Source organism: Corallococcus sp. BB11-1, from assembly GCF_026626625.1.
Lineage (GTDB): Bacteria > Myxococcota > Myxococcia > Myxococcales > Myxococcaceae > Corallococcus > Corallococcus soli.
Map to the genome: position 1 here is coordinate 216,231 of NZ_JAPNJY010000001.1, position 26,038 is coordinate 242,268.

Consider the following 26,038-nt stretch of genomic DNA (forward strand, 5'->3'; position numbering starts at 1 on the left):
GCTGGCTCCTCACACGGTGGGGGTGGCCGTCACGACCACCTCGGAGGGGGCCGCATTGCCCCGCTGCCGCGCCATGCGTACCACCTGGAGCAGCTCCGCGGGGCGAATGGCGCCGGTGACGAGCACGCCCACCACGTAGGTGGTGGCCGTCAGCCCCAGCCGGGGCCAGGCGGACACGCTGCCCGCCAGGAAGCGGTCCAGGGCCACGCACACGCCGCACACCACCGCCGTCTTGGCCACCATGACGAGCGAACGCCGGTCGAAGGAGTTCCTTCCCATGCGCCCGAGGAAGAGCACCGTGACGATGACCTCCGTGAAGAACATGGACAGCGCGGTGGCGGTGGCGCCGCCGGACGCGCCCATGCGCCCGTAGAGCCACGGGATGAGCGCCAGGTTGAGCAGCGGGTTCACCACCGCGCCCATCGTGGCCGCCAGCGTCACCCACCACTCCTTGTTGGACATGGTGAGCCAGATGCTGCTGACCATGGTGACGTAGGCCATCACGAAGATGGGCGACAGCACGCGCAGCGGCAGCGCCGCGGGTTCGAAGCCGGGGCCGCACATGAGGCGCACCCACAGGTCCGCGCCCAGCACCATGGCCATCATCACCGGCACGGTGAAGGCGAGCACGCCCTCCAGCGAGCGGCGCGTCAGGTGCGACAGCTCCTGGGGGGAGCGGGACGCGGCGCGCGACATCATGGGCATCAGCACCCAGCCGAAGATGGGGCTGATGAGGAAGGTCAGGCCCGCGATGCTGAACGCGCCGCCGTACCAGCCGACCTCCTCCTTCGACGCGAGCTTGCCCAGGAGCGACATGTCCGTGCGGCCGTTGCACGCGAGCGCCGCCGCCGTCAGGAAGAACGGCAGGCACTTCTTCATCACCTTCTTCGTGGCGGCGATGTCGATGCGGAACTTCAGCCCCAGGTGCACCTTCGCCAGGCGCCAGCTGATGACGAGCTTCACCGCTTCGGAGGCCACCATGGGCACGGCCAGCCACTGGATGCCCACGCCCATCGCGGCCATCAGCGCCAGGCCCCCGCCCCAGACAATCTTGGTGATGACGTTGGAGATGGACAGGCCCGCGACCTTGCCCTTGGAGTGCAGCAGCGCCGCCATGGACGCGTTGACCACGGTGAGCGAATGGGCCACCGCGAACCACTGCACCAGGTGCTGCACCTCCGGGGGCTCGCCCGTGTGGTGGAGCACCAGCGCCAGCGCGACCATGAGGACCGCCGTCATGGCCAGGCGCAGCAGCATGGTGGTGCCGAAGAAGTCGCTCGCGTGATCCGGGCGGACCGGCACCTCCTTGCGGATGTACGTCTCCAGGCCCAGGTTCGTGGCCACGAAGAACGTGGCGGCGAAGGCCTCCGACCAGTTGAAGTAACCGAAGGCCTCCGGCCCCAGGTAGCGCGGCATCAGCGCCCGGATGCCCAGCGCGATGGCGTACGTCACCATCAGCGAGCCGCCCAGCTGCAGGGTGCTGCGCACGGCGCCGCGGACTTCGTTCGCGCGCGCGCCGTCTTCGACTTCAGGGGAGGAGGGGGTCGGACTGTTCACGGTCATGGATGACGCGGGCCTTCAGGGGCGCTGCGCATGCGATGGGGGGAAGGCCCGCCCCATGGAAAGACAAACGGGCCCGACGCGTCAACGTCGGGCCCGGGGAAACGGCACTGGCTGCTAGCTTGCTCCGCGCCCCGTGATGACCACCGGCACGGTCTGCAGGAGCAGGCGGATGTCGCCCGTCAGACTCCAGTGGTCGATGTACTGCATGTCCAGGTACATCCACTGTTCAAAGGAGATCTGGTTGCGGCCGGACACCTGCCAGATGCAGGTGAGGCCCGGGCGCACGGACAGGCGGCGGCGCTGCCAGGTTTCGTACTTGGCGACCTCGCTGGGCACCGGGGGACGCGGCCCCACGATGCTCATCTCCCCGCGCAGCACGTTGAGGAACTGGGGCAGCTCGTCGATGGAGAACTTGCGGATGAAACGACCGATGCCGGTGATGCGCGGATCATTCTTCATCTTGAAGACGGGGCCGGTCTGCTCGTTCTGCGCGGCCAGCCGCTCCTTGAGCTCCTCCGCGTTCACCACCATGGAGCGGAACTTCAGCATGTAGAACGGCTTGCCGTGCTGGCCGGTGCGCAGCTGCTTGAAGAAGATGGGGCCGCGCGAGGTGAACTTGATGGCCGCCGCCACCACCGCGAAGAGCGGCAGCAGCATCCACAGCGCCACCGCGGACACCGCGATGTCGAACAGGCGCTTCATGGCCATCTGGTGCGGCTTGGGCGCCACCGCGGCGAAGTGCAGGTAGCCGTCCGCCACCGCGCGGGACTCCACCGGGCGGGCGCGGTCCAGGCGGAACGAGTGCGCCGGCAGCGCGAACGGCACGCCGAAGCGCTCGGCCAGCTTGATGGCGGCCTGCATGGACTCGCCCTGCTTGAGCGTGTTGCCGGCGATGTAGACCTCGCTCACCGGCAGCGTGCGCAGCAGGCGCTCCAGCTCATCCGCGGGCCCCAGCACCTGCGCGGGCAGGCTGTCGCCGGAGGCGTGGTCCTCCGGGAAGCGCACGTAGCCCAGGATCTTGTGGCGGCCGCGGCCGGACAGGTCCTCGCCGGTGTAGCGGCCCATGGCGCCCGTGCCGACGATGAGGACCTCGTCGGTGGGGGCCTCCTGCGAGGCCACCTGCCGGAAGACGCCCAACCGCAGGAGCAGCGCCACCGGCCAGAAGACGACCAGCAGCGGCGCGACGCCCACGTGCGCGGCGACGGGCATGGCCAGCTCCAGCACCGCCTGCACCGTCACGACGGCCAGCGTGGTGACGGACACCAGCGCCACGTGGTCCAGCTTGCTGCGCTCGGCGAAGCGCGAATCATAGAGACACAGCGCGGTGCCGGTGATGAGCCACACCAGCACGGCGGTGAGCACCATGCCGGGCAGCTCCCAGCCCAGCGGCAGCGTCTGGCCGCCCCGCAGCCACGCGGTGCCCAGCAGCACGCCCACCAGCAGCACCACGTCCACGGTGAGGTTCAGCTTCGCGGCGAAGCCGGGGGCCAGCCGCGGAGGATCCGTGGCCTCTTCCAAGACCGCGCTCCCCGTCAGCGGGGCCGCCGACGGGGATGCCTTGACCTCGGCGCCTGCAGTCGCACTGCTCATCGTGTCCACCCCCCTCTGCTTCGAACGTTCGGGTTTCGCAGAGGATACCGTCATGGCTAGAAAAGTTTAACCAGGAGGAAATGTAAGACTGCCAAATTGTGCGTCGCGGCGCAACCGCCGCTCAGCGTGGAAGACGTGACTACAGGTGATTCCTGGGGCGACCTCATCCTACGGGGGAAGCCGCCCGTGTTCTCGAATCAGTGAGCCCTGGATGGGACGGTGGATCGTCCCGGGGGCCCAACACACCCGGACCTGGGGGTGACTGCATGTACGATGCCGGTCTGACAGGTGGATGCATCGCCCCCTGCTGGAGGGCCGTGGCGGAGGTCATCAAGGGGTTCCATCAAGGGTTCCAGGGAGTTGGAAGGTCGGGTCCCAGTCGCTCCGCACCGGTGTAGACGTTGCAGCGACCGTTCCTTGAGAACGCGGCGAGCGTCACGCCAGAACGCAGGGCCAGGTCGATGGCGAGCGAGCTGGCGGCGGAGACGCTGACGACGACGGGGATGCGGGCGCGGGCGGCCTTCTGGACGATTTCGAAGCTGGCGCGGCCGCTGACGGCGAGGACGGCGGGCGCGGCCGGGAACGGCGGTGTGGGCAGGCGGCGCGGGGCGCGCACGGCGCGTGCGAGCACCAGGGTGCCCACGACCTTGTCCACGGCGTTGTGGCGGCCCACGTCCTCGTGGACGGCGAGCAGGGCGCCGTGGGCGTCGAGCGCGGCGGCGGCGTGGACGCCCCCGGTGTGCTCGAAGTTGTGCTGCACGGCGCGCAGGCGTTCGGTGGCGCGGGCCACGGCGTGGGCGGAGAGGACGGGGCCGGGGGCGACGGGGGCGCAGGCGGCCATCAGGTCCTCCACGCTGCGGCGGCCGCAGACGCCACAGGCGGACGTGGTGAGGGTGCCGCGGCGGGTGGCCTGCACGCGCTCCAGGTCCAGCACGGCGCCGGAGGCGGGGGTGACCTCCAGCACGTTGCCGAAGCCCTCCTCGCCCGGGTGGCCGCAGTGGAAGAGGCTGCCCAGGTCGTCCACGTCCTGGAGGATGCCCTCGGCGAAGAGAAAGCCCACGGCGAGCTCGCGATCATGGCCCGGGGTGCGCATGGTGGTGGCGACGGCGTCACCGCTGACGCGGATCTCCAGCGGCTCCTCCACCGCGATGCGGTCGTCCTCCGCGGCGCGCAGCACCTCGCCGTCGAAGCGGCGCACGGGGCGGTGGGTGATGCCCCGGGAGACGGCGCTCGGGGCCGGGCGTGGTGCAGCCGGTGCGCGCGAAGCCGCCGCCGTCGCCGCGGGCCCTTCCAGCGCGCTGGAGCCGCGCGGGTCCCCTTGCTCCTGCATCCACGCGACGATGAAGTCCGCGACGGCGCGCGCGTCGCCCAGGGGCAGGCGCGAGCGGGAGGCCAGGGCCTGGGGAAGCGCCGGCGCGTCCGTCACCACCGCGAGCACTTCGGGCCGGGACGTCGCGAGCAGCGGCCCCAGGCCTTCGCGCCACACCTCCAGCTTCGGCAGCGGCCCGTCCTTCCACCCCTCCACGAGCCACAGGTCCACGGCCTCCGTGGCATGCGCGAGGTGCGCGGGGGACAGCGCCTCCGCCGTGGTGAGCTGCGTTCCCTCTGGCGTGGCGAAGCCGACCCGCACCGCGCCCGCGGCCTGGAGCCTCGCGGTGTCGCTGCCGCCGCGGTGGAGCGGATGCGCGTGGGAGGAGTGCTTCAGGCACGCCACGCGCAGGCCTCGCGAGGACAGCTCCGGCAGCAGCCGCTCCAGCAGCGTCGTCTTGCCCGCGCCGGATCCACCGATGAGGCCGAGCATGGGCCGCGGCTTCACGCGGCCTCCACGGCCAGGAAGTCCGGCTGTTCGAAGAGCTGCACGTCCACGGGCTCGCCCAGGGCGAAGTCCGCGCGGCCCGACGGCAGCACGGCCCAGCCCCGGGCCGCCACGTTCTGGAGGATCTGCCCGGCGCCCTGGGGCCGCAGCCTCGCCCAGGGCAGGGGGCCGTCGTCCCGGACGTCCAGCGCCGCGACGGTGACGAGGTACGTGAGGCCCGCCTGCTTGTGGCGTCCCTCGGAGAGCCGGGCGCGGGCGACGCGGCGCTGCTCCACCACGCCCTGGTGCTTGAAGAGCAGCGGCCTGGCGAACTGGTCGAACGCGACGGTGGCGGCGCCCGGGTTGCCGGGCAGCACGACGACGGCGGTGTCACCCAGACGGGCCACGGCCACGGGCTTGCCGGGCTTGAGGGCCACGCCGTCCACCAGGAACCGGGCCCCCATCCGGGCGAGCACGCGCTTCACGCAGTCCCGGTCCCCGACGGACGCGCCCCCGGTGGTGATGAGCACGTCCACCTGGGGCACCAGCCGCTCCAGGTGCGCGTGCAGCTCCGCCTCGTCGTCGCGCGAGCGGGCCAGGTGCGTGACGTCCGCGCCGGCCTCGCGCGCGAGCGCGGCCACGAGCACGCGGTTGCTTTCGAAGACCTGGTGCGGCTGCGCGGGCTGGCCCGGCGCGACGAGCTCGTCCCCGGTGGCGACCACGGCCACGCGCGGCGCGGGGCGCACCAGCGCGGTGGACTCGCCCAGCGACGCGAGCACGCCCAGCACGGTGGCGTCCACGCGCTGCCCCGGGGGGAACAGCGGCGTGCCGGGCATCACCTCCTCGCCCGCGCGGCGCACGTCATGGCCGGGCAGGACGGAGAGGAAGAGCGCCACGTGCGCGCCGTCGTCGTCGGCGCGCGCGGCCTCCTGCCGGACGATGGCATCCGCGCCGGGCGGCAACGGGGCGCCGGTGAAGACGCGCGCGGCCTCGCCGGGCTGGAGGGCGCGCCGGGGGAGGTGGCCCGCGTAGACGGTGTCGACGATGCGCAGGCGCGCGGGGCGGTCGCGCGAGGCCCCCCGCGTCTCCTCGGCGCGCACGGCCCAGCCGTCCATGGCGGAGTTGTCGCAGCCGGGCAGCGCGCGCGAGGCCTCCACGCGGGCGGCGAGGAACCGCCCGTGGGCTTCCAGCAACGGAAGGTGCGAGGGGGCCGCGGGCGAGATGGCTTCGAGCGCGGCCATTCGCGCGGCGGGGAGGGGAGTCAGCGGCATGCGTCGGAGGCCCGACTCTACGCCCGGCCCCGTCGCGTTTGTCCATGGGGGAGGTTGGGATTGAGGCTGCTCCCTCCCTCCCGAACCGGGCGAAATCCAGGGAGTGGCCTGCTTCCCGGGAGAATGACCCAGGCGTGGACGGAGGGAAAGCTGTGTAGCCTTCCGCGGACATGGATGGATCCGCGACCTTTCCCGACGTGACGCTGGCCATCCTGGCTGGGGGGCAGGGGACCCGGCTGGGCGGTGTGGCCAAGGGCCTGCTGACGGTGGACGGGCGCACGGTGCTGGAGCGGTTGTTGGGGCTCGGATCATCCTTCGGGGACGTGCTGCTGGTGACGAACGCGCCCGCGCCCTACGCGCGCTTCGGGCCGCGCATCGTGGCGGACGCGGTGGAGGGCCGGGGCGCGCCGGGCGGCGTGCACGCGGCGCTGGGCGCGGCGCGCACACCATGGGTGTTCGCGGTGGCGTGTGACATGCCCTTCGTCACGGGGGCCGCGGCGCGGGTGGTGCTGGAGGCCCGGGCCCGGGACGTGGACGCGGTGTGCTTCGAGCGCGAAGGGCGCTGGGAGCCGCTGCTCGCCGTCTACCGCGCGGCGCTGGTGGCGCGGTGGGGCGAAGCGCTGGCGGAGAACCCGTCCCTGCGCCAGGTGCTGTCGCGCTTCCGCACCCGGACGCTGCCGGAGTCCGCCCTGCGCGCGGTGGATTCGCACGCGCGCGCGCTGGTGAACGTGAACACGCCGGAGGACCTGGTGCGCTTCGGTGTGACGTTGCCGTCGCCCTGAAGGTGCGCGTGGAGCCGACTTCGTGTCTGGCATTGCGGTCGCGCCATGCCCCGCCCCATGGGGCGCCTGCCCTGAAACGTCAATCCCGGTCCTTCATGACCCGTGAGGGCCGTCCAGCGCCGTACGCTGGGGCAGGCGGGCAGGTAGAAAATCTCTGAAATGGAGAATCAGGACCGGGGGGCCCGGCCGTTATCCATCCATGTTGGCAACGAACGCCACTCCCGCTTTCGCCCGGTGACCCCCATATCGTCCGGCGAAAACGTGGAGGCCTGGGGCCACGGGGAGGTTCGAACGTGGCGGGGAGCGAGTGGAACCTGCATGCCAAACAGCCCCCCTCTCGTCCTGCTGATTGAAGACGAGGAAGACATCCGTGACGCGGTCAGCACGCTGCTGGAGATGGAAGGCTTCCAGGTCGCGCAGTGCGTGCATGGCGAGGACGCCTGGGGCTGGCTCGGGTCCAATCCGTGTCCAGACCTGGTGCTGCTGGACCTGATGATGCCGGTGATGGATGGCCAGTCGTTCCTGTCGCGGCTGGCGCAGGAGCGCATGCTGGAGGGCGTGCCCATCGTCGTGCTGTCCGGCAGTCCCTTCCAGCCCGCGGGCGCGGTGGCCTACCTGCGCAAGCCGGTGTCCGTGAACCAGTTGATGGAGATGGTGGGCCGCTTCCTGCCCTCTCCGGGAGCCGGTCCGGAAGAACCTCCCACGTCGTGAAACATGTGTCGCGTGAACGGCGAGGGACTCGCGGCGGGTCATGACCTGTGGAATGGTCCTCTCCGGCAGCCTCCCCCACTGCCGCCCAAAGGACGACCGATGCCGCGCGGAACACTGGAGCTTCCAGAGGACATCGCACGCGACCTGAGCGCCCGCCTGGGCGTCACCAACGAGGAGGACACGTCGCGAGGCATGTTCTTCCTGGGGGCCCTGGACGCGGTGCGCTTCCTGGGCGGCGAGGCGGCGGTGGCGAGCATCCTGGAGCAGACGGGCGAGACGGCGGACTGGGTCCCCACGCAGCCCTACCCGTTCCCCCGCTTCCTGCGTCTGGCCTATGCGGCGGCCTCCCAGCTGGCGCCGCTCGTGGGCGACTTCGACGCGGCCATGCGCCAGATTGGCACCCAGGCCATGCTGGACTTCCTGAACTCCATGTTCGCGCGGGAGATGGTGCAGCAGGCCGGGGGAGACCCCAGGCGGCTGATGGAGGGGATGCAGACGGGCTACCGGATGGCCCTGAACTTCGGCGAGCGCACCGTGGAGTGGACGGGGCCCACGGCGGGGCGCATCTCCATGAAGCGCACCCTGATGCCGGTGCCCTATTCGGAAGGCATCCTGCGCGCGGCCCTGGAGATCACCGGCGTGCGGGACGTGCAGGTGCGGGGACAGGCGCTGTCGCTGGTGGAAGCCTTCTACGACATCTCCTGGAGCTGAGCGGTCCACGTCAGGAGAGCGACGGGCGGAGGGCGTCCAGGTCCTGGCGCAGGCGCCTGCCTGTCTCCGCCAGCGGTCGTCCGGGGAGCCTGCGCACGCCCTGCCATCCCAGCACCGCCCCCGCGCCGCCCAGCCCCAGCCCCAGCAGCAGCGTGCCGCGCACCGAGTCCAGGCGCAGGCCCAGGGACACCGCCAGCGACAGCGCGCCCCCCAGCATGAGCATCGCCCCGCTGCCCACGAGCGACGCCGCCTTCATCGCCTGACGCGCGTCGCGGCGCAGCTCCTCCTTCGCCAGCTCCACCTCCGCCTGCGCCAGCCGCCGGCCCTGGTCCATGGCGCGCGTCACCAGCCGCTGGGGCGAATCATCCGTCACCGGGCTGGAGGGGTGCTCTGACATGGCGTGCTCCCGCGGTTCGCGGCCTTCACACTCCCGGCGCGCTCCTGGTCCATAGGGTGGTGCGCCCCGCTGGCGGGTGCACGGCGGGGAGGGGCGGCGCGGGCCCCGCCCTGTCCCCGGCACGCAGGGCGGCCGGGCGAGGGAGGGATGCTCCCGGGGGGGCCGGCCCCTTGCGCGTGCCGCCCGGGGCGGGAAGGCCCACCTGATGGAGGGAGGGGCGGACCCGCATGGCACGTCACGAGGACTTGAGGGGGCAGGTCGCCATCGTCACCGGCGCGTCGAGCGGCGTGGGCTGGCAGTCCGCGGTGCGGCTGGCGGAGGCCGGGGTGCGGCTGTGCGTCACCGCGAGGCGCCGCTTCGCGCTGGAGCAGCTGCGCGCGGAGGTGCTCCGGCGCGGCGGTGAGTGCCTGGTGTGCGAAGGCGACGTCACGGCGCAGGAGGACGTGGAGCGCGTGGTGCGCGAGTGCGTGGCGCGCTACGGCCGCGTGGACCTGCTCGTGAACGCGGCGGCGGTGCAGTCCTATGGCCCCTTCGAACAGCTCCCGTGGGAGCACATCACGCGCGTGTTCGACGTGGCGTGCTTCGGCTACCTCCGCTTCGCGCGGGCGGTGCTGCCGCGCTTCCGCGAGCAGGGCCACGGCCACCTGCTCAACGTCCAGTCCATGCTGGCGTCGGGGTCGGCGCCGCTGCTGTCGGCGTACTCGGCCGCGAAGCACGCGACGCTGGGGTGGGCGCAGTCGCTGGAGATGGAGCTTGCGGGCACGGGCATCCACGTCTCCAACGTGATGGTGCCCTCCGTGTCCACGCCGATGTTCGACCACGCGCCCACGCTGCTGGACCGGCAGCCCGTGCCGGTGCCGCCCACGTACGACGTGGACCTGGTGGCGCGCGCGGTGGTGCGGCTGGCGAAGCGGCCGGGGCGCACGTCGGTGCCGGCGTTCCTCCAGGGCCGGCTGATGCTGTGGCTCAACGGCCTGGCGCCGTCGGTGGGCAAGGCGGTGCTGGGCCGCTTCGGCGCGCGGATGCAGACGACGGACACGCCCCTCAAGCGGCGCGAAGGCAACCTGTTCTCCCCCGTGGCGCAGGGGGTGGGCCCCCGGGGCAGCGTGCCACCGACCCCCGCGTGGCTGCGCTTCACGGCGACGCTGGGCCTGGCGGCGCTGGCGGGCGGGGTGCTGGGCGGAGCGGCCCTGGGCGCCCGGGGCGTGGCGCGCGCGGTCCGCTAGCGGACCGCGATCAGGAAGCGCGGGCGGTGTTCAGCAGAAGGGAGTTGCGCCCCCGGAAGTGTCGGGAGGCGGGAAAACATCCTCGCATCGCGGCGGCCTTTGATTAGAAGGGGCCCCGCATGCGCACCGGGAAGGGTCGGCCGGGCGCGAACGTGAGGGGATGCTCGATGCGTGGAAACAACAAGTGGATGGGTCTGGCGCTGGTTGCGGGGCTCGCGGTGTCGGCGAACGCGGTGGCGGCGGAAGCGCCCAACCTGAACAGCGATCCGGGCCGGGCGTCGGACTTCGGTCAGCCGGGCCAGCTGGTCATCAGCCAGGATGCGTCCGGCTTCCTGGGCTACAACACCGGGAGCGAAGTCTTCCTGGTGAACCTGGAGCCGGCGGCGGACTACTTCCTCCAGCAGAACCTGTCGGTGGGCGCGGCCGCGCAGCTGTCGCTGGGCTTCGGTGACGCCACCCAGGTGGGGCTCGGCGTGCTGGGTCGCGTCGGCTACAACCTGCCGCTGAACGAGCGCGTGTCGTTCTGGCCGAAGCTGGGCTTCGGCATCCGCTTCGGGCACGTCCCCAACAACAGCGACGTGTCCTTCGTCCTGGACATCTACGCGCCCATCCTCTTCCACGTCACGGAGCACTTCTTCGTGGGCGCGGGTCCCCAGGTCCGCGCGCTCATCAGCGACCGGGGCTTCAACATCGGCAGCAGCCAGGGCAACTTCACCGGCAACGACGTGACGCTCGGCATCTCCACGACGGTGGGCGGCTACTTCTAGTCCTCCCGCCGCGCCCTTCCGTCGCCCGGGCCGCGCGCCCGGGCGCCGGGAGGCCGGCAGGACCCGTGGCATCGGGACGGATGGGTTGACGTCCCAGGTTGGATGTGTTGGGTTGGAGGTCGTCATGTCCGTGCTTCCGTTCGCCTCCCGGCTGCCCGCGTTCGCGCCCATCCATCCGCTGGGGCGGGGACCGCTGGGGGAGTGGGTGTCCCTGGTGTGGCCGCTGGAGGCGGGGCAGCGGGGTGACTCCCCGCTGGTGGTGAAGACGTACCTGCTGGCGCCGGGGCTCGCGCCGGAGACGCGGCTCCCCCTGGAGTCCGCGCTGACGCGGGCGGTGCCGCTGCGGCACCCCGGCATCGCGCGGCTGCACGGCTTCCAGGTGGACGCGCGCGACACGCTGACGGTGGTGTCGGACTACGTCCCCGGCTGCTCCCTGGCCACGGCGCGCCGGCGGGTGGCGGGGCGGGGCGCGCGGCTGTCGGAGGCGTTCGTGTGCCACGTGGGCGCGGAGGTCGCGGGCGCGCTGCACGCCGCGCATGCGACGCAGGTGGTGCACGGGGGCGTGCGCGCCAACCGCATCCGGCTGGGCCCCCGGGGCGAGGTGACGCTGACGGACTTCGGTTTGCGGCCCGCGTGCCGGCTGCTGCGGCGCTTCACGTCGCCGGCCCTCCCGGACGTGGCGCCACCGCCCGTCCTGCCCGTCCTGGAAGACGCGGTGGACGCGCCCCTGGCGGAGCACGCGGACCTGCGCGCGCTGGGCCGGGTGCTGCTGGAGCTGGTCACGGGCCGTGTGAGCGCGACGGATCCAGCGCCCGCGGAGGTGGAGGCGGGGCTGCGCGAGCTGTCCCCCGCGCCCCGGGACGTGCTGGGCCGGCTGCTGCTGGACGCGCCCCGGGAGGGCGACACGGGCGCGCGGCTCCAGGCGGAGCTGCGCGCGTGCTGTCACGCGGGCGCGGAGGTGGTGCGCGAGGTGGCGGCGTTGCCGGGTTCGGGGCCGCTGTCGCCGGTGGACGTGTACGTGGGGGCGGCGTCGGTGATGGCGGCGTCGGTGCCCGTGCGGCCGCGCGCGCTGAAGTCCTGAGCCGCGACGCCTCCCTGCCGTCCGGGCAGGGCTTCCGGAGGGGGGCGTGGACGTCCCCTGGGGTGGGCCCGCTAGGCTCGGGGGCGTGATTGCGTCCGTCCACTTCGAGCACTTCCGGTGTCTGCTTGGCGTGAAGCTCGCGCTGGAGCCCTTGACCGTCCTGGTGGGGCCCACGGCCTCCGGGAAGACGGCCGTGCTGGAGGGGCTCCAGCACCAGCTGGCGTACGAGCCCACCGACTTCTGGCGGCGGGACGCGTCGCGGCCCCTCTCCATTGAATGGACGTACGCGCACGGCGACCGCACGCGCGTGGTGTATCCGTTCAGCGTGATGGACACGCTGCCGGGGCAGGGGCACGCCACGCAGCAACTGGCGCTGAACATGGAGGCCCTGCGCACGGGGGGCTCCTCCGCGAAGGCCACCTGGCTGGAGCGCAAGGGCGGCAACCTCGCGAGCGTCTTCGCGGCGCTGCCCATGTCCACGCGCGAGGCCATCTCCCAGGAGCTGGCGCGGCGCGTGCCCTCCCTGACGGAGGTGGACGTGGCGCGCGACCTGGAGGACCGCTCCTTCCGCCTGCGCTTCCGCGACCGCTGGAGCCCGGACGTGTGGTTCGGCCCCGAGCACGTCTCTGACGGGGTGCTGTGGCTGCTCGCGTTCCTGGTGCTGCCGTATCAGCGGCCGCTGCCGGAGCTGCTCACGGTGGACGAGCCCGAGCGCACCCTGCACCCGGGGCTCGTGCGCGAGGTGCTGGAGCTGCTGCGGGCGATGACGCGCGGCGAGTCCACCGGAGGGCAGCCCGTGCAGGTGGTGCTGTCCACGCACTCGCCGGACCTGCTGGAGCACGTGCGCCCGGAGGAGGTGCGCCTGCTGTCGCGCGAGCCCTCCGACGGCTCCGTGCGCGTGGCGCAGGTGCCCGGCGCTTCGCTCCACTGGCGGCGCGAGTGCCGGGAGCTGCTGGGCTCGCTGTAGAGGGGAGGGCGGGGCCCCGGTGTGTCCACCATCGCACACCCTCCGCACCCGGAGTGGGCACAGGACAACGCTTCGCGGAGCAGGCTGAAGGTTGTGTGTCTGCTTCGGTGGTTGATCCCTAAGGTGGGCCGTTGGCCCACCCATGCCCGTCCTCGTGCTCCCCATCCTGCTGGCCCTGGCGTGTGCGCCGCTCGCGTACCTGGCGGGCCGGTGGCGTACGGAGGCCGCGGCCTGGGCGGGCGCAGCGGGCGCCGTGGTCGCGCTGGTCGCGCTCTGCTGGGAGCTGATGCAGGGGCCCGCGCGCCTGGTGCTCCCCTGGGCGCCGACGTGGGGCCTGTCGCTGGAGTTCACCCGGGACGGCCTGTCCGGCCTCTACGCCGCGATGGCGCTGCTGGTGGGCGCGCTCGTCGTCGTCTACTCGCGCGCGTACATGCCGCACCACCTGGCCAAGGAGGGCCGGCCCGCGCGCGACGAGGTGCGCTTCCACGTCCTGCTGCTGTCCTTCATGGCCGCCATGGTGCTGCTGGTCACCGTGGATGACCTGCTGCTGCTGTTCGTGGCGTTGGACCTCACCACCATCGTCTCGTACCTGCTCATCGGCTTCGACCGCGAGGACCCGGAGTCGCGCGCCGCCGCGCTGCTGTCGCTGGTGCTCACCGGCGCCACCTCCGTCGTCTTCTTCGCGGGCGCGATGGCGCTGGGCCTCCAGTACGACACCTTCTCGCTGCCGCTCGTCTTCGAGCGCGCCGCGAACGACCCGCCCTCCACCGGCGCGCTGGTGTGCCTGGCCGTGGGCGCGCTGGGCAAGAGCGCGCAGGTGCCGTTCCACTTCTGGCTGCCGCGCGCCATGGCCGCGCCCACGCCGGTGTCGTCGTACCTGCACTCGGCCGCCATGGTGGCCGCGGGCGTCTTCCTGCTCCAGCGCCTCTACCCGCTGTTCGCCCCGGCGGTGGCCGTGCGGGACGGGCTGCTCGCCATCGGCCTGCTGTCCATGACGGTGGGCAGCCTGATGGCCCTGGTGGCGGATCCGTTCAAGCGCGTGCTCGCGTACTCCACCATCGCGCAGTACGGCTATGCGCTGGTCCTGGTGGCGCTGGGGTCGGAGGGCGCGCCGCTCTACGTCGCGGCCCACGCCCCCTGCAAGGCGGCCCTGTTCCTCACCGCGGGCGCCATCACCCAGGTGACGGGCAAGAAGAAGCTGTCGGAGGTGGGCGGCCTGCGCCACGCGCTGCCCGTGCTCGCGGGCGCGAGCGCCGTGGGCGCCGCGGGGCTCGCCGCGCTGCCCCTCACGGTGGGCTTCTTCAAGGACGAGGTGTTCTTCCACGCGCTCGCGCAGAGGGGCCCCGCGTTCATGGCGGCGGGGCTCGTGGGCGCGGGCCTGACGCTCGCGTACACGCTGCGCCTCTGGTGGGGCCTCTTCGGAGGGCCGCGCCAGGACGCGCCCGCCGCGCCCCGGCTGCTCGTCGCCCCCGTCGTCGTCCTGGCCGCGTCGGTGCTCGTGGGCGGCCTGCTGCCGGGCCTGCTCGTCGCCCCCTCCCGCGCCGCCGCCTCCGCCTCCATGGTGCGCGGTGGGGCCTCCTCGCTGGAGCTCGCGTACCACCTGGACGCGCGCGCGGAGAACCTGCTGGCCGTGGGGGCCTGGGTCCTGGGCGCGGCGCTGTTCGCCACGCGCCGGGCGTGGACGCCGGGGCTCACGCGTCTGGTGGAGGGCGGCTCGCACTTCGGCCCCGCGCACGGCTACCGGCTGCTGCTGCACCAACTGGACCGGCTGTCCACGTGGCTGCACGAGAAGGAGGTGCGCGACCTGCGCGACCGGGTGGCGTCCGTGCTGGTGCCCACGGGCCTGCTGGGCATGACGGTGCTGTGGGTGACGCCGCTGCGCGACCGCTTCGTCCCGGGCACCGTGCACTGGGCGGACGTGACGCTGGTGATGGCGCTGGCGTTCGCGTCCGCGGCGGCGCTGGCCACGCTGCGCGCGCGCAACCACCTGATGCTGGTGCTGCTCATCTCCTGCGTGGGCTTCAGCCTGGCCATGGTGTTCGCCTTCGCCGCCGCGCCCGACGTGGCCCTCACGTCCGTGCTGGTGGAGACGACCTTCACGCTGCTCTTCGCGGGCCTGCTGGCGCTGCTGCCCAGCCGGCGGCTGGAGCGCGCGCAGCAGGAGGCCCAGAAGCCCCGGGGCCGGGACCGCATCTCCGCCGGCATCGCGGGCGCGAGCGCCTTCCTGCTGAGCTGGAGCGCGCTGTCCCATCTGCAGGCCGACCGCGTGGGGACCCAGACGGTGAAGCTGGCGGAGGTCGCGCATTCGCCCAACGTCGTCGCCGCGGTGCTCACCGACTTCCGGGGCCTGGACACGGTGGGGGAGATGAGCGTCGTGCTGGCCGCGCTCCTGGGCGTCACCAGCCTCTTGAAGCTGAACGCGAAGGGGAGGGGCTGACCCATGCGCTCGTTCGTCCCGCCCCTGTCGCGCATGCTGCTGTGGCCGTCGTTGATCATCGCGCTGTCCCTGTGGATGAAGGGCGGCGGCCAGGTGGGCGGCGGCTTCCCGGCCGGGGCGCTCGCGGGGCTCGCGGTGCTGTTGCAGTACGTGGCGTCGGGCCGCGAGCAGGCGCGGCGCTACGTGGCGGTGCGGTACGCGGCGCCGCTCGCGGGCGTGGGCCTGCTGCTGCTGGTGGGCACCGCGTTCCTGCCGGTGCTCGCGGGCTACACGCCGGTAAGCCTCTTTCCCCGTCCGGGACAACCGGAGCTGGGCGCGGGCGCGTTCCACCTGCACACCGCGCTCGTGTTCGAAGGGGGGTTGATGCTCATCGTCTTCGGTCTGGTGGTGACGGTCATCGACCGCTTCGCGCTCAGCACGGCGCAGGGGGAGGAGGACGCCTCGTGATCCTCATCGCATCCCTGGTGGTGGGCCTGTTGTTCGGGTGTGGCGTGCGCATGGTGCTGGAGCGCGAGCTGGTGCGCGTGGCGTGCGGCACGGTGCTCATCACCAACTCCAGCGTCCTGCTCATCCTCGCGGGCTCGTTCCCGGAGCGCGGCGAGGCGGTGAACGTGCAGCTGGGCGCGCCGGTGACGGACCCGGTGCTCCAGTCGCTGGCGCTCACGGCCATTGTCATCGGCTTCGCGGTGTCCGCGCTGCTGCTCACGCTGGTGCACCGCACGCAGCGCGCGCACGGCTCGCTGCGCACGGACCGGTTGGTGGAAGCGGAGCTGAATCGCGTGCACGACACTGAGAAGGAGAAGCCCTGATGCCGCTCTGGGCGCCGCTGCTCCTGCCGTGGGTGATGGGGTCGGTGCTGGCGTTCCTGGACGGCCGGCGCGCGTGGGTGGCGTGGCTGGGCATCGCGAGCCTCGCGGCGACGCTGGTGTGCACGGGGCTGCTGCTGCCCCAGGCCTGGAGCGCGCACCCGCCTGAGTTCATCACCGGGGACTGGCCGGTGGGCGTGGGCATCCGCCTGCGGGCGGATCCGCTGTCCATCGTGTACACGCTGGTGTCCACCGGGGTGCTGCTGTGCACGCTCGTCTACGAGCACGTCGCGGGGGGCATCACGTCGCGCGCCTTCCCCGCGCTGGTGGTCTTCCTGGGCGCGGGGCTCACGGGCGTGTTCTTCACGTCCGACGCGTTCAACTTCTACGTCTTCTTCGAGCTGGCCATGACGTCCGCCTTCGCGCTGGCGTCCTATGGCGAGAAGGCCCGGAACCTGCGCGCCGCGTTCACCTTCGTGGTGGTGAACCTGATGGGCTCCTCGCTGTTCCTCACCGCCGTGGTGGTGCTGTACCTGACCACCGGCACGCTGGACATGCAGTCCATCGTCGCGTGGGGCCGGGCCGGAACGCCGTACGCGCTGGACGTCCCGGGCGTGCTGCTGCTCTGCGCGTTCGGCGTGAAGCTGGGGTTCTTCCCGTTCCACTTCTGGGCGCCGGCGGTGTACCGGGACGCGGGCCCCACGGTGGCGGCGCTGCTCGCGGGGGCGCTGGCGAACATCGGCAGCTATGGCCTGCTGCGCTTCGGCGCGGACGTGATGCCGCAGGTGATGGAGCGGGCCCGGCCGCTGCTGGAGGTGCTGGGCGCCATGAGCATCCTCTACGGCTCCGTGCTGGCGCTCTCCCGGCGCGACACGCGCGAGGTGCTGGCGTACGCGTCCATCACCCAGGCGGGGCTCATCATCGCGGCGCTGGGCCTGGGCGGACGCGAGGGCCTGGCCGCGGCGGTGGCCCTGGCGCTGGCGGGGTCGGTGGACAAGACCGCGCTGTTCCTCGCGCAGGACCGGGGCGGCGAGCGCGCGAGGCGGGCGTACTCCGTGGCGGCCTTCAGCACGGCGGGCGTGCCGCCCACGGCGGGCTTCTGGTCCAAGGCGTGGCTCCTGCGGGCGGCGCTGGAGCGGGGCCACCCGTGGCTCGCGGGCCTGGTGGTGCTGGCGAGCGTCCTGTCCCTGCTGGCCCTCTTCCGTGCCTACCAGCGGGAGGCGTGGCTGCGGGAGGGCGCGGCCCTGCACCGGGGCACCGGCGCGGTGGTGTTCGCGCTGTCCCTGGCGCTGGTCGCCACGGGCCTGTGGCCGGAGCCGCTGCTGCGCGCGGGGCGTGACGCCATCGCGGGCCTGGGGGTGCTGCCATGAGCCGCCGCGCGGTCGCCCAGGTGCTGGGGCTGACGCTGCTGTACGCCGTGATGGTGGGCAGCTTCCATCCGGTGGACCTCGCGGTGGGCGCCGCGCTGGCCGTGGGCGTGATGCGGCTGTTCCCGCTGGCGGGCCTGCCCCCCGTGGTGAGCGAGCGCGAGCGCTGGCGGCGCCTCCTGCGGATGCCGCGCTTCGTCTGGGCGCTGGGGGTGCTGCTGGTGCGCAGCAGCGCGCACGTGCTGGGCATCATCTTCGGGCGGGGCCGCGTGGACCAGGCGGGCGTGGTGGACGTGCCCATGGGCGAGCGCACCGCGCGGGGCGTGCAGGTGTCCTCGTGGGCGATGTCCCTGGCCCCCGGCACCGTGCTGCTGGAGCTGGACTGGGAGCGCCGGGTGATGCGGATGCACGCGCTGGACGCGTCGGATCCGGACAAGCTCCGCCAGGAGCAGGAGAACTTCTACCAGCGCTACCAGCGCGCGGTGTTTCCGTAAGGGGGCCACGGTGCACGAGATCTTCTTCACCCTGGACATCGTCTGGCTGGTGGGCCTGCTGGGCGCGCTGGTGCTGCTGGCCTCGAGGCAGCGCTCCGCCGCGGACGTGCTGATGGCGGTGGACACCCTGGGGCTGGTCATCTGCGCGGTGCTGGCGCTGTACGGCGCCACGCGCAGGGAGGCCGGCTACCTGGACGCGGCGCTGGTGCTCGCGCTGCTGTCCTTCGTGCAGACGGTGGCCGGAGCGCGCTACCTGCACCACGGTCGTGCCTTCCGCGAGGAAGCGAAGGGGGACTCACGGTGATCTCCACGCTCCTGCAATGGGGAGGGGGCGCGCTGGTGGTGCTGGGCCTGCTCGTCATCACCGCCGCCGTCATCGGGATGTACCGGCTGCCTTCGGTGCTCACGCGGGTGCACGCCGCGGGCGCGGTGCCCTTCGGCGCGGTGCTCGTGGTCATCGGCGCGACGCTCGCGACCGGGGACCTGAAGCTCATCCTCCGGGGCCTGCTCGTCGCCGCGTTCCTGCTGCTCACCATCCCCAGCTCCGCCCACGCCATCGCCTGGCTGGCGGAAGGCCGCCCGGACACCGCCGAGGAGCGGGCCCGTCAGCGCAACCCCTTCGCGCGCAAGGCCCCTCCGCCCAAGCCCCCCTGAGCCGCGCTCCGGGCCCCCAGCGCGCGCAGCGCCGCCTCCGTGGCCACGCCGAACACGGCCGTCTGCGCCACGAGCCAGGCGTGCTCCCCGCCCGTCCAGGTGCGCGCCGGGGCCGTGGCCTCCAGCAGCGGGAACGCCAGGTGTTCGAACGCCAGCACGCCCAGGCCCAGCGCCAGGCCCCGGGGCACCAGGGGTCCGCCGGCCACCCCGGGCCGCGCCACCTCCCAGGCGAGCCCCAGCAGGGGGGCGTACCCCGCGCGCATCGCCCAGGCCCAGCCCCGCGCCGCGCGTTCGCCAGGGTCGCGGTGGAGCACGCGGCCCAGCAGCCGGCGCGCGATGTGGCGGGCCGCGTAGGGCGGCGGGCGGCCCAGGGCGCGGTTGCGCACGGCCACCAGCGCCTGGAGCACCCCTCCGCCCACGGCCCCGGCGACCAGCGCGGCGGCGAATCGGTTCCTCATGCCCCGGGGGCCCTATCCCTTCATCAGGTTGCGCATGACGAACCACAGGTTGGCCGGGCGCTCGGCCAGCCGTCGCATGAAGTACGGGTACCAGTGTTTCCCATACGGGACATAGACACGCACCGGATGGCCCTCCTTCACCAACCGCTCCTGCAGGTCGCGGCGGATGCCATACAGCATCTGGAATTCAAACGCCCCGCGCGGCAGGCCCTGCCGGGTGGCGTGCTCCAGCGTGGCGTCAATCATCCGCTCATCATGCGTGGCGATACCGTGATACACGCCGCTGTCCAACAGGATGCGCATGCAGCGCACGAAGTTCGCGTCCACGTCCCGCTTGTCCGGGAAGGCCACCTCCGGCCGCTCCAGGTAGGCCCCCTTGCACAGCCGGATGCGGATGCGCTCGGCGCACAGGGCCTTCGCGTCCGCCTCCGTGCGGCGCAGGTAGCTCTGGAGGACGGCGCCCACGTGGGGCTCTCCGAACTCCGCGTGCAATTCCCTGACGATGTCCAGGGTCGCCTGGGTGACCGCGCTCTCCTCCATGTCCACGCGCACGAACGACCCGCGCGCCGCCGCGTCCGCCACCACCGCGCGCGCGTTCTGGAGCGCCAGGCCCTTGTCGAACAACAGGCCGCACTGCGTGAGCTTCATGGACACGTTGGCCTTCACGCCCACCTGGTCGATGCGCGCGAGCAGCCGCTGGTAGTGGCGCACCTCGTCGCGCGTCTCCTCGGGCGTGCGCACCGCCTCGTTGAGGTGGTCGAAGCTGGCCATCAGCCCGCGCCCGGTCAGCGCCTTCACCGCGTCCACGGCCTCCTCCAGCGTCTCACCGGCGATGAAGCGCGCGGCCAGCTCACGGAAGGGTTTGAGCCGCGTGGCCACGTCCTTGAGGTTGGACTGGCGCGACAGGAACAGCAGGGCGGAGCGGGACAGTTGGTCGGCGGCGGTCGTCATGCAGGTGTCATCTCCCGCTGAAAGAGATAACGCCTGTTCAGTCCGGGTGCCGCGCGAGGAAGTCCGACACGCGGGCATTGAACGCTTCCGGATGGCTCATGTACGGCAGGTGACTGGCCGTGGGAAGGAACTCCAGCTCCGCGCCCGGCACGTGCGCCGCCACGTCGCGCGCGGCCGCCGGGGGCACCAGCAGGTCGCGCCCTCCCTCGATGATGAGCGTGGGCACGCGCAGCTCCCCCAGCCGGTGCAGGAAGTCCGCGGCCAGGATGTCGCGCAGCCGGCGCAGCAGCTCCAGGGACGACAGCCGCCGGGCCTCGCGGACGATCTCCGCCCGCCCCTCCGGGGGCAGCGACGGGCCGCCCAGCACCCGGGCCACCGTGGGCGCGAAGACATACGCCAGCGGCCGGGGCGCGCGCACCAGCGTGGACAGCGTCAGCGCCAGCCGCCGCACCCGGCGCACGCTGGCCACGGGCGACACCAGCACCAGCGCCTTCACCCGCGCGGGGTGCTCCAGCGCATACGCGATGGACAGCAGGCTGCCATAGGAGGACCCCAGCAGTGCGAAGCGCTCCGGAAGCCGGGACTCCGGGTGGTCGAGCACCGACAGGTTCCACTGCAATGGCGTGTGCGTCGCGGGCGTCTTGAGCGGCGGCGTCCACAGGAGCAGTCGGTACGCGTCCGCCAGCGGCTCCATGGGTGCGAAGGACCGGCCGCTGGCCCCCAGGCCCGGAAGACACACCACCGTGCGTGACACATCCGTGCTGCCGTGGGGGAAGGTGAACAGCCGCACCTGCGTGCCCCGGATGCCGCGCTCTTCACAGACCAGCTGGTCATAGCCGCGCTGGATGTCTTCCACCTCCGGGACCAGGGGTGGGGTGCGCTCGCGGGGCGCCCTGACAGGCGTGGCGGCGGGAGTGTCGGCGCTGGCGTCAAGCATGGCAGGCCCTCAACAGCAGGCGGCGGACGCTGGCGGCCACCCGGTCGCGGAACGCCCGGATGCGCGACTCCGGCGCACCGGACGGCGGCGGCTCATGGGGCTCGCCCACGGCGAAGGTGAGCTGCACGGGCAGGGGCAGCGGGCCCAATCCCATCACCAGAGGCATGCGGTACTTCTCCTCCTGCGACAGTTGCCAGCACAGCCGGTCCTCGCCCGGGGGCCAGAAGAAGGTGTCATCCACGCCGAAGCCGGCGAAGGGCACCACCGGCACCCCGGCCCGCATGGCCAGCCGGACGAACCCCAGCGTGCGCTCCCAGCGCAGGCGGTAGCGGCCCTGGCTGCGTTTGAAGGTCTCCCGGGCGCCGCCCGGGTAGCACACCACCAGCTGCCCCTCCTCCAGCGAGCGCAGCGCGTTCTCCGGCGTGCCCTCCACCCCGCCCAGCCACGGCAGCACCGTGCGCACGAGGGGAATCTTGAAGAAGCCCCGCTCCGCCAGCCCCAGGGGATAACGGCCTGTAGCGGCATGTAGCAGGTGGAAGAAGGCCGGGGTCTCGTATCCCCAGACACCGTGGTTGCCCACCAGCAGCAGCGGCCCCGTCCGGGGCAGGTGTTCGCCACCGACCAGTCGGGCGCGGTGGTAGCGCGCCGACAGGGCGGCGCCGGTCTCGGCGAAACGGAAGACGGCCTGACGAACGCTGGCGAGAGGGCTTTCCACGGTGGAGCCAAGATGCGACCGCCCCCGCCTGCCGGCAGCGCGGTGGCAGGCAGCCGGTCAGGGGCTCAAGCCGCTGTCATCAACGGGCTTGCGCGACACGTCCGGGCGGCGGGCGCCGGGCGCGTGAAAGGACGGAATTGCCTGCCAGCAGGCTGGCTTTCACGGCCGCGGGCCGGAGGGGACCGGTGCGGTTGTCTGCCTCCAGGGGCGTGTCGATGCTTGGCGCATGGCGGAGCCCTTCGACATCCTCGTGGAGCAACACCGGGCGCTGGAAGCCTCGCTGGAGCGGCTGAACACGGAGCCGGACGAGGACGAGCTGCGGCTGCGACAGGAGGAGCTGTCCCGCCTGCTCCAACTGCATTCCCGTCTGGAGGAACGCCACGTGTACCCGCTGGTGGCGCGCGTGGAGGGCCGCGGCCGGGCCCGCGAGGAGGCCGAGGACCACCTGGCCCTGGGCGAGCTGATGGAGGAATTGCAGGAGCTGACGCCGCGCGGCGACGCATGGCAGGCGCGATTGTTCACCTTGCAGGACCTGCTGGTCGCGCACGTCCAGGCCACGGAGCATCTGTTGCTGCCCCGACTGGCCACCTCCCTGGACGCCGAGGAACTGGACTCCCTGGAACACGACCTCGCCCTGACGTGCGAGGAGCTGCTGGAGCGCTCGCAACGCACCCCCGCCGCGGGTCGTGGTGCGTTGTTGGAAGCCCTGCATTGGGATGCATGAAGGCCGGCGTGAAAGCGCCTCCCGGGCCGGTTTTCCGGCCCGTCGAGGGCGGCTGATACGCACTCCCGTCACAACTTTTTATCGGTTCCTTCGACAATTGCCTTTCTGGGAGGTATTGGTAGTCCGGCGTGCCGGTTCACGCCAAGGCAATGCTCCCCCCTAAACCGAGGATTGTTAGAAATGTCAGTTGACAAGGCGTTCCGCGAGATGATTCGCAACGAAATTGAAGTGCAGCTCAAGCCCCTGCGCGACGTGGTGTCTCGTCTGGAGGCGGGCACGGCGGACCTGGATGCCCTGCGCAGCGTGGCCGAGCGCCTGGCGCCCCTGGCGCAGGTGGTGGGTCCGCTCTTCGGCGCGCAGGCGCCCGCGGCTGGCAAGGTGGGGCGTCGCCCCGTCGGTCGTCCGGCCCGCGCGGCGGTGAGCGCGCCCGTGGCGGCCCCGGCCGGTGGCAAGCGTCGCGGCCGCAAGCCGGCGGTGGACGGCGGCTCGCGTGAGTGCGCCATCAAGGGCTGCGGCAAGCCCAGCCGCACCAAGGGCTACTGCGCGGCGCACTACCAGAAGCTGCGGATGCTGGAGAAGACCAACCGCCGCCCGGAGGCCTGGGGCGACTACGCGAACCCCAACAGCGTGGAGGACATCAAGCTGCCCCGTGGCCGCGCCGCCTCCAAGGCGCTGGCTGAAGCCGCACAGAAGAACGCTTAAGCAGTACGTTGCCCCGGCCCGGGCAGAGGTAGGTGAACCACACTCCCGAACGGGGGCGTGGGAGGATTATCCGCGCGGAGGATGTGCTTGCGCCGCGAGGGGGTTGGTGCGCATGAATGCCCGGGCCATGAACAAACGCGACCTGGAGCCTGGAATCGTCACGGACCTCGCGGGCCGGACGACCTACGGTGACTATCTGCAGTTGGACCGCCTCTTGTCCGCGCAGGTGCCCCGCTCCCAGCCTCCCCACCACGACGAGTTGTTGTTCATTGTCCAGCATCAGACGAGCGAGCTGTGGATGAAGCTGCTCATCCACGAGCTGTCCGCCTGCATCCGCTACATCCAGGCGGACCGGCTGGAGCCGTCCTTCAAGATCTTCGCGCGCGTCGCGCACATCCAGCGGATGCTCTTCGAGCAGTGGAGCGTGCTGGAGACGCTCACGCCCAACGAGTACCTGGAGTTCCGCGACACGCTGGGCCACGCGTCGGGCTTCCAGAGCGCGCAGTACCGGGCGCTGGAGTTCCTGCTGGGCAACAAGGACGCGGGCACGCTGGGGCCCTTCCAGCACGTGCCGCACGTGCACGCGGAGCTGGAGCGGCTGCTGGAGTCGCCCGGCATCTACGACGAGTTCCTGCGCCACCTGGCGCGCCAGGGGCACGACGTGCCGGCGAGCCACGTGGAGCGCGACTGGCGTCAGCCGTATGAGAAGAGCCCCCAGGTGATGGAGGTGTTCCGGCGCATCTACCAGGACACGGAGAAGCACTGGGATGCGTATGAGATGTGCGAGAAGCTGGTGGACACCGAGGAGCGCTTCCAGCTCTGGCGCTACCGCCACATGATGACGGTGATGCGCATCATCGGCTTCAAGCAGGGCACGGGCGGTTCGTCCGGCGTGGGCTTCCTGCGCAAGGCGCTGGACCTGCGCTTCTTCCCGGAGCTGTGGGACGTGCGCACGACCCTGACGCCGCCGGCACGCCCCCGGGGTCCGGCGTAGGGCCGCTGCCTCCCTGCACGCCCCGCGACCTTGTGAGGGCGGGGTGCCTGCCGGACACGGCGCGGGCTCCCTAGCTTGGGAGAGGTAAACCCTCTCATCATGCGAAGGAGTCTCCCCATGGGCGAGCACGAAAGCCCCCGGAAGGAACCGCAGCTTCCGGAGGATGAACAGAAGAACAAGCGTCAGGCCGGGGACCGCCCCGTCCCCACGCCCGGGCACATTGGCAATCTGCCAGACGACGCGCGGGGGCCCGGTGGCATTGGCATCACCCTGCCGGAGGGCGGCGGGGACTGACGTGAGCCGTCCGTGAAACATCCGGGCGCCGGGGTACACCGGTGGACAGCGTGTCAGGGGGCCATGAGAGTGTCCGCGCATGGCCCTACCTGACAGGTTGGCTGCTCCAGAGATGACCCGAAAGCCCGCGACCTACGCCGACCTCGAAGCGCTTTCGTCCCATGTCGTGCTGGGGAGCGCGGTCGCGCCGGATTGGCTGTGCGAGGTGCTGTCCCCCTCCACGGCCCGTCTGGACCGAGCCCGGAAGTTGCCGGCCTATGCGCGGGAGGGCGTGAAACACGTATGGCTGGTGGACCCCCTCCAGCGCACCCTGGAGGTCTTCCGCCTGGAAGGTCCGCACTACCTCCTGCTGGCGACCCATGAGGAGGAAGCGGTTGTCCAGGTGGAGCCCTTCGAGGCGCTCGCGCTGGAACTTCGCGTCCTGTGGGAGGACGTCGAGGAGTAGGCTTGCGTGCACCATGTCCGTGTCCACGGAGCTCCCGCTGCTCTTCGAACAGGCCCACATCCTCTGCTACCGCACGTTCGACATCGCGGAGGAGATCGACCTGGAGCGAACGCGCAAGGCGCTGTCGGAGGACTCGCGCCGGTTGAAGCTGTCGCGGGAGAACAGCCAGTACATCCAGCTGCCGAACCCGCCGGTCGCCTACGAGCTGGGCCGCAAGCCGTTGGCGCTGCGCGGCGGCCCCGTCACCGTGGACGCCACCGCGCGCCTGTTCGACCACGGCGCCGCGTCCATCATCCTGCGCGTGCCGGTGACGCCCGGCACCACCTGGGAGCGGCTCACGGAGGTCGCCGACGAGCTCTATGACAGCCAGGCGCTGGAGGACCTGGCGCTGGAGCTGGTGGAGGGCGTGCGGCGCACCATCGCCACCGCGGTGCAGGGGCCGCACCTGTGGGACCAGAGCGAGAGCTACACCGTCATCTTCGCCGAGCGCATCCAGGGCAACCCGTCCGCGGAGGAGCTGTTCCAGCGCGCGGACATCGCCCGGCTGCTGCTGGGGGAGGTGGGCACCCAGGACCTGGCCCCGCGCGAGCGGGAGGCCGTTACCCAGGTGCGCTTCAGCTACACGGCCAACGACCTGGTGGTCGTGGACTGGAACTCCGCGTTCGTCTACGAGCCGTCCGGCTCGCGGGACATCCCGGACCTGTTGGAGATCGCCAACGCGCAGCTGCTGGAGTTCCGCTACTACGACGAGCGGTTGGACGAACACATCGCGCGCATCCACGACCGGGTGCAGGCGCGCAAGCGGGGCTGGCTGACGTTGTTCCGCAGCCCCTACCGCAACCTCGCGCGTGAGACGCTGGGCACGCTGGTGGACCTCAACGAGTTCGTGGAGCGGGTGGAGAACAGCCTGAAAATCATTGGCGACTTCTACCTGGCCAAGGTCTACGAGGGCGCCGTGCGCCGCATGCGCATCCCCGCGTGGCAGGCCTCCGTCACCCGCAAGCAGCAACTGCTGGCCCAGACGTATGGCCTGCTCAAGGGCGAAGTGGACATCGACCGCTCCCACATCCTGGAGGTGATGATCGTCGCGTTGATCATCCTGGAGATCCTCCTGGCCTTCGGTCGGGTGTTCGAGCACTGACGCAGGCCCCCCGTGAAGGCGGGGCGCGCCAGGGCTTCCCTTTTTCAGGAAATGAGAG

General features: G+C 72.0%; 29 protein-coding genes and 1 pseudogene. 20 read left to right on the plus strand and 10 right to left on the minus strand.

What is annotated here, in order from left to right; genetic code table 11:
- Positions 1-9: 9 nt before the first annotated feature.
- From wzx to glp, 5 genes and pseudogenes are all read right to left on the minus strand, one after another.
- The gene (wzx, locus tag OV207_RS00910) at positions 10-1,488 is read right to left on the minus strand and encodes an exopolysaccharide biosynthesis flippase (protein WP_267551757.1); all 1,479 of its coding nucleotides are present in this window, start codon (positions 1,486-1,488) and stop codon (positions 10-12) included.
- A 189-nt stretch (positions 1,489-1,677) separates the two neighbouring features.
- The gene (epsZ, locus tag OV207_RS00915) at positions 1,678-3,162 is read right to left on the minus strand and encodes an exopolysaccharide biosynthesis polyisoprenyl-phosphate hexose-1-phosphate transferase EpsZ (protein ID WP_267551759.1); all 1,485 of its coding nucleotides are present in this window, start codon (positions 3,160-3,162) and stop codon (positions 1,678-1,680) included.
- A gap of 334 nt (positions 3,163-3,496) precedes the next feature.
- Positions 3,497-4,366: a formate dehydrogenase accessory sulfurtransferase FdhD gene (gene fdhD, locus OV207_RS37720; RefSeq protein ID WP_420715167.1), complete on the minus strand. Its 870-nt coding sequence runs from the start codon at positions 4,364-4,366 to the stop codon at positions 3,497-3,499.
- A 132-nt stretch (positions 4,367-4,498) separates the two neighbouring features.
- Positions 4,499-4,954, minus strand: a pseudogene (gene mobB / locus OV207_RS37725) (molybdopterin-guanine dinucleotide biosynthesis protein B); the annotation flags it as partial.
- A gap of 11 nt (positions 4,955-4,965) precedes the next feature.
- Positions 4,966-6,219, minus strand: a complete 1,254-nt coding sequence (gene glp, locus OV207_RS00925; RefSeq protein WP_267551762.1) for a gephyrin-like molybdotransferase Glp — start codon at positions 6,217-6,219, stop codon at positions 4,966-4,968.
- A gap of 170 nt (positions 6,220-6,389) precedes the next feature.
- Here glp and mobA point away from each other — a divergent pair, with 170 nt between their 5' ends.
- The 3 genes from mobA (at position 6,390) to OV207_RS00940 (ending at position 8,423) form a co-directional block, all read left to right on the plus strand.
- Positions 6,390-7,001 carry a molybdenum cofactor guanylyltransferase gene (gene mobA / locus OV207_RS00930; RefSeq protein ID WP_267551763.1) on the plus strand — a complete coding sequence of 204 codons (612 nt, stop codon included), beginning with the start codon at positions 6,390-6,392 and terminating at the stop codon, positions 6,999-7,001.
- 318 nt (positions 7,002-7,319) lie between these two features.
- On the plus strand, positions 7,320-7,712 hold the full coding sequence (locus OV207_RS00935; RefSeq protein ID WP_267551764.1) for a response regulator: 393 nt from the start codon (positions 7,320-7,322) through the stop codon (positions 7,710-7,712).
- A 99-nt stretch (positions 7,713-7,811) separates the two neighbouring features.
- Complete coding sequence (locus OV207_RS00940) at positions 7,812-8,423, plus strand: TIGR02265 family protein (RefSeq protein WP_267551770.1); 612 nt, start codon at positions 7,812-7,814, stop codon at positions 8,421-8,423.
- A gap of 10 nt (positions 8,424-8,433) precedes the next feature.
- Here OV207_RS00940 and OV207_RS00945 read toward each other — a convergent pair whose 3' ends face one another.
- Entirely contained in the window at positions 8,434-8,820 is a 387-nt protein-coding gene (locus OV207_RS00945) for a phage holin family protein (protein WP_193429351.1), read from the minus strand.
- 227 nt (positions 8,821-9,047) lie between these two features.
- On the opposite strand from OV207_RS00945, the gene OV207_RS00950 reads away from it, so the two are divergent.
- The 11 genes from OV207_RS00950 to OV207_RS01000 all read left to right on the plus strand — a co-directional run bounded on the left by OV207_RS00950 (position 9,048) and on the right by OV207_RS01000 (position 18,619).
- The gene (locus tag OV207_RS00950; protein ID WP_267551772.1) at positions 9,048-10,046 is read left to right on the plus strand and encodes an SDR family NAD(P)-dependent oxidoreductase; all 999 of its coding nucleotides are present in this window, start codon (positions 9,048-9,050) and stop codon (positions 10,044-10,046) included.
- Positions 10,047-10,213: 167 nt separating this feature from the next.
- Positions 10,214-10,813: a hypothetical protein gene (locus OV207_RS00955; RefSeq protein ID WP_267551773.1), complete on the plus strand. Its 600-nt coding sequence runs from the start codon at positions 10,214-10,216 to the stop codon at positions 10,811-10,813.
- Between the two features lie 124 nt (positions 10,814-10,937).
- On the plus strand, positions 10,938-11,894 hold the full coding sequence (locus OV207_RS00960) for a protein kinase (protein ID WP_267551774.1): 957 nt from the start codon (positions 10,938-10,940) through the stop codon (positions 11,892-11,894).
- An 85-nt stretch (positions 11,895-11,979) separates the two neighbouring features.
- Entirely contained in the window at positions 11,980-12,861 is an 882-nt protein-coding gene (locus tag OV207_RS00965; protein ID WP_267551776.1) for an AAA family ATPase, read from the plus strand.
- Between the two features lie 142 nt (positions 12,862-13,003).
- On the plus strand, positions 13,004-15,298 hold the full coding sequence (gene mbhE, locus OV207_RS00970; RefSeq protein ID WP_267551778.1) for a hydrogen gas-evolving membrane-bound hydrogenase subunit E: 2,295 nt from the start codon (positions 13,004-13,006) through the stop codon (positions 15,296-15,298).
- Between the two features lie 3 nt (positions 15,299-15,301).
- Entirely contained in the window at positions 15,302-15,745 is a 444-nt protein-coding gene (locus tag OV207_RS00975) for an MnhB domain-containing protein (RefSeq protein WP_267551780.1), read from the plus strand.
- On the plus strand, positions 15,742-16,107 hold the full coding sequence (locus OV207_RS00980; RefSeq protein WP_267551782.1) for a sodium:proton antiporter: 366 nt from the start codon (positions 15,742-15,744) through the stop codon (positions 16,105-16,107). The genes OV207_RS00975 and OV207_RS00980 overlap by 4 nt, the downstream gene beginning before the upstream one ends.
- Entirely contained in the window at positions 16,107-17,474 is a 1,368-nt protein-coding gene (locus OV207_RS00985; protein WP_267551784.1) for a complex I subunit 5 family protein, read from the plus strand. The genes OV207_RS00980 and OV207_RS00985 overlap by 1 nt, the downstream gene beginning before the upstream one ends.
- The gene (locus OV207_RS00990; protein WP_267551788.1) at positions 17,471-17,965 is read left to right on the plus strand and encodes a Na+/H+ antiporter subunit E; all 495 of its coding nucleotides are present in this window, start codon (positions 17,471-17,473) and stop codon (positions 17,963-17,965) included. Before OV207_RS00985 ends, OV207_RS00990 begins: the two co-directional genes overlap by 4 nt.
- Before the next feature lie 10 nt (positions 17,966-17,975).
- Positions 17,976-18,269 carry a monovalent cation/H+ antiporter complex subunit F gene (locus OV207_RS00995; protein WP_267551790.1) on the plus strand — a complete coding sequence of 98 codons (294 nt, stop codon included), beginning with the start codon at positions 17,976-17,978 and terminating at the stop codon, positions 18,267-18,269.
- Positions 18,266-18,619, plus strand: a complete 354-nt coding sequence (locus tag OV207_RS01000) for a cation:proton antiporter (protein ID WP_267551792.1) — start codon at positions 18,266-18,268, stop codon at positions 18,617-18,619. The genes OV207_RS00995 and OV207_RS01000 overlap by 4 nt, the downstream gene beginning before the upstream one ends.
- Here the strand turns inward: OV207_RS01000 and OV207_RS01005 are convergent.
- From OV207_RS01005 to OV207_RS01020, 4 genes are read right to left on the minus strand one after another with little or no spacing between them, the layout of a single operon-like run.
- Positions 18,571-19,077, minus strand: coding sequence for a hypothetical protein (locus tag OV207_RS01005; protein WP_267551794.1), 507 nt, complete (start codon positions 19,075-19,077; stop codon positions 18,571-18,573). The two genes, OV207_RS01000 and OV207_RS01005, sit on opposite strands and share 49 nt — an antisense overlap.
- A gap of 12 nt (positions 19,078-19,089) precedes the next feature.
- Positions 19,090-20,028, minus strand: a complete 939-nt coding sequence (locus OV207_RS01010; protein ID WP_267551796.1) for a proline dehydrogenase family protein — start codon at positions 20,026-20,028, stop codon at positions 19,090-19,092.
- Between the two features lie 37 nt (positions 20,029-20,065).
- Entirely contained in the window at positions 20,066-20,965 is a 900-nt protein-coding gene (locus OV207_RS01015; protein ID WP_267551798.1) for an alpha/beta fold hydrolase, read from the minus strand.
- Positions 20,958-21,680, minus strand: a complete 723-nt coding sequence (locus tag OV207_RS01020; RefSeq protein ID WP_193429337.1) for a lysophospholipid acyltransferase family protein — start codon at positions 21,678-21,680, stop codon at positions 20,958-20,960. The genes OV207_RS01015 and OV207_RS01020 overlap by 8 nt, the downstream gene beginning before the upstream one ends.
- A 226-nt stretch (positions 21,681-21,906) precedes the next feature.
- Here OV207_RS01020 and OV207_RS01025 point away from each other — a divergent pair, with 226 nt between their 5' ends.
- The 6 genes from OV207_RS01025 to OV207_RS01050 all read left to right on the plus strand — a co-directional run bounded on the left by OV207_RS01025 (position 21,907) and on the right by OV207_RS01050 (position 25,980).
- Positions 21,907-22,404 carry a hemerythrin domain-containing protein gene (locus tag OV207_RS01025; RefSeq protein WP_267551802.1) on the plus strand — a complete coding sequence of 166 codons (498 nt, stop codon included), beginning with the start codon at positions 21,907-21,909 and terminating at the stop codon, positions 22,402-22,404.
- 180 nt (positions 22,405-22,584) lie between these two features.
- Positions 22,585-23,106, plus strand: a complete 522-nt coding sequence (locus OV207_RS01030; protein ID WP_267551804.1) for a cell wall protein — start codon at positions 22,585-22,587, stop codon at positions 23,104-23,106.
- A gap of 127 nt (positions 23,107-23,233) precedes the next feature.
- Positions 23,234-24,100 (plus strand): tryptophan 2,3-dioxygenase, encoded by an 867-nt coding sequence (locus OV207_RS01035; RefSeq protein ID WP_267551807.1) that lies wholly within the window; start codon positions 23,234-23,236, stop codon positions 24,098-24,100.
- Positions 24,101-24,217: 117 nt separating this feature from the next.
- A complete protein-coding gene (locus OV207_RS01040) occupies positions 24,218-24,394 on the plus strand; it encodes a hypothetical protein (protein WP_158620380.1) in 177 nt (58 codons plus the stop codon).
- Positions 24,395-24,506: 112 nt separating this feature from the next.
- Complete coding sequence (locus OV207_RS01045; protein ID WP_267551811.1) at positions 24,507-24,839, plus strand: Uma2 family endonuclease; 333 nt, start codon at positions 24,507-24,509, stop codon at positions 24,837-24,839.
- A 13-nt stretch (positions 24,840-24,852) separates the two neighbouring features.
- Entirely contained in the window at positions 24,853-25,980 is a 1,128-nt protein-coding gene (locus OV207_RS01050; protein WP_193429331.1) for a hypothetical protein, read from the plus strand.
- Positions 25,981-26,038: the final 58 nt, after the last annotated feature.

Excerpts from the sequence above, each read along its gene's own strand:
- glp (WP_267551762.1), bottom strand. The coding sequence starts at position 6,219 with ATGCCGCTGACTCCCCTCCCCGCCGCGCGAATGGCCGCGCTCGAAGCC.
- mobA (WP_267551763.1), top strand. The coding sequence starts at position 6,390 with ATGGATGGATCCGCGACCTTTCCCGACGTGACGCTGGCCATCCTGGCT.
- OV207_RS00935 (WP_267551764.1), top strand. The coding sequence starts at position 7,320 with ATGCCAAACAGCCCCCCTCTCGTCCTGCTGATTGAAGACGAGGAAGAC.
- OV207_RS00940 (WP_267551770.1), top strand. The coding sequence starts at position 7,812 with ATGCCGCGCGGAACACTGGAGCTTCCAGAGGACATCGCACGCGACCTG.
- OV207_RS00945 (WP_193429351.1), bottom strand. The coding sequence starts at position 8,820 with ATGTCAGAGCACCCCTCCAGCCCGGTGACGGATGATTCGCCCCAGCGG.
- OV207_RS00950 (WP_267551772.1), top strand. The coding sequence starts at position 9,048 with ATGGCACGTCACGAGGACTTGAGGGGGCAGGTCGCCATCGTCACCGGC.
- OV207_RS00955 (WP_267551773.1), top strand. The coding sequence starts at position 10,214 with ATGCGTGGAAACAACAAGTGGATGGGTCTGGCGCTGGTTGCGGGGCTC.
- OV207_RS00960 (WP_267551774.1), top strand. The coding sequence starts at position 10,938 with ATGTCCGTGCTTCCGTTCGCCTCCCGGCTGCCCGCGTTCGCGCCCATC.
- mbhE (WP_267551778.1), top strand. The coding sequence starts at position 13,004 with ATGCCCGTCCTCGTGCTCCCCATCCTGCTGGCCCTGGCGTGTGCGCCG.
- OV207_RS00975 (WP_267551780.1), top strand. The coding sequence starts at position 15,302 with ATGCGCTCGTTCGTCCCGCCCCTGTCGCGCATGCTGCTGTGGCCGTCG.
- OV207_RS00985 (WP_267551784.1), top strand. The coding sequence starts at position 16,107 with ATGCCGCTCTGGGCGCCGCTGCTCCTGCCGTGGGTGATGGGGTCGGTG.
- OV207_RS00990 (WP_267551788.1), top strand. The coding sequence starts at position 17,471 with ATGAGCCGCCGCGCGGTCGCCCAGGTGCTGGGGCTGACGCTGCTGTAC.
- OV207_RS01005 (WP_267551794.1), bottom strand. The coding sequence starts at position 19,077 with ATGAGGAACCGATTCGCCGCCGCGCTGGTCGCCGGGGCCGTGGGCGGA.
- OV207_RS01010 (WP_267551796.1), bottom strand. The coding sequence starts at position 20,028 with ATGACGACCGCCGCCGACCAACTGTCCCGCTCCGCCCTGCTGTTCCTG.
- OV207_RS01015 (WP_267551798.1), bottom strand. The coding sequence starts at position 20,965 with ATGCTTGACGCCAGCGCCGACACTCCCGCCGCCACGCCTGTCAGGGCG.
- OV207_RS01025 (WP_267551802.1), top strand. The coding sequence starts at position 21,907 with ATGGCGGAGCCCTTCGACATCCTCGTGGAGCAACACCGGGCGCTGGAA.
- OV207_RS01030 (WP_267551804.1), top strand. The coding sequence starts at position 22,585 with ATGTCAGTTGACAAGGCGTTCCGCGAGATGATTCGCAACGAAATTGAA.
- OV207_RS01035 (WP_267551807.1), top strand. The coding sequence starts at position 23,234 with ATGAACAAACGCGACCTGGAGCCTGGAATCGTCACGGACCTCGCGGGC.
- OV207_RS01040 (WP_158620380.1), top strand. The coding sequence starts at position 24,218 with ATGGGCGAGCACGAAAGCCCCCGGAAGGAACCGCAGCTTCCGGAGGAT.
- OV207_RS01045 (WP_267551811.1), top strand. The coding sequence starts at position 24,507 with ATGACCCGAAAGCCCGCGACCTACGCCGACCTCGAAGCGCTTTCGTCC.
- OV207_RS01050 (WP_193429331.1), top strand. The coding sequence starts at position 24,853 with ATGTCCGTGTCCACGGAGCTCCCGCTGCTCTTCGAACAGGCCCACATC.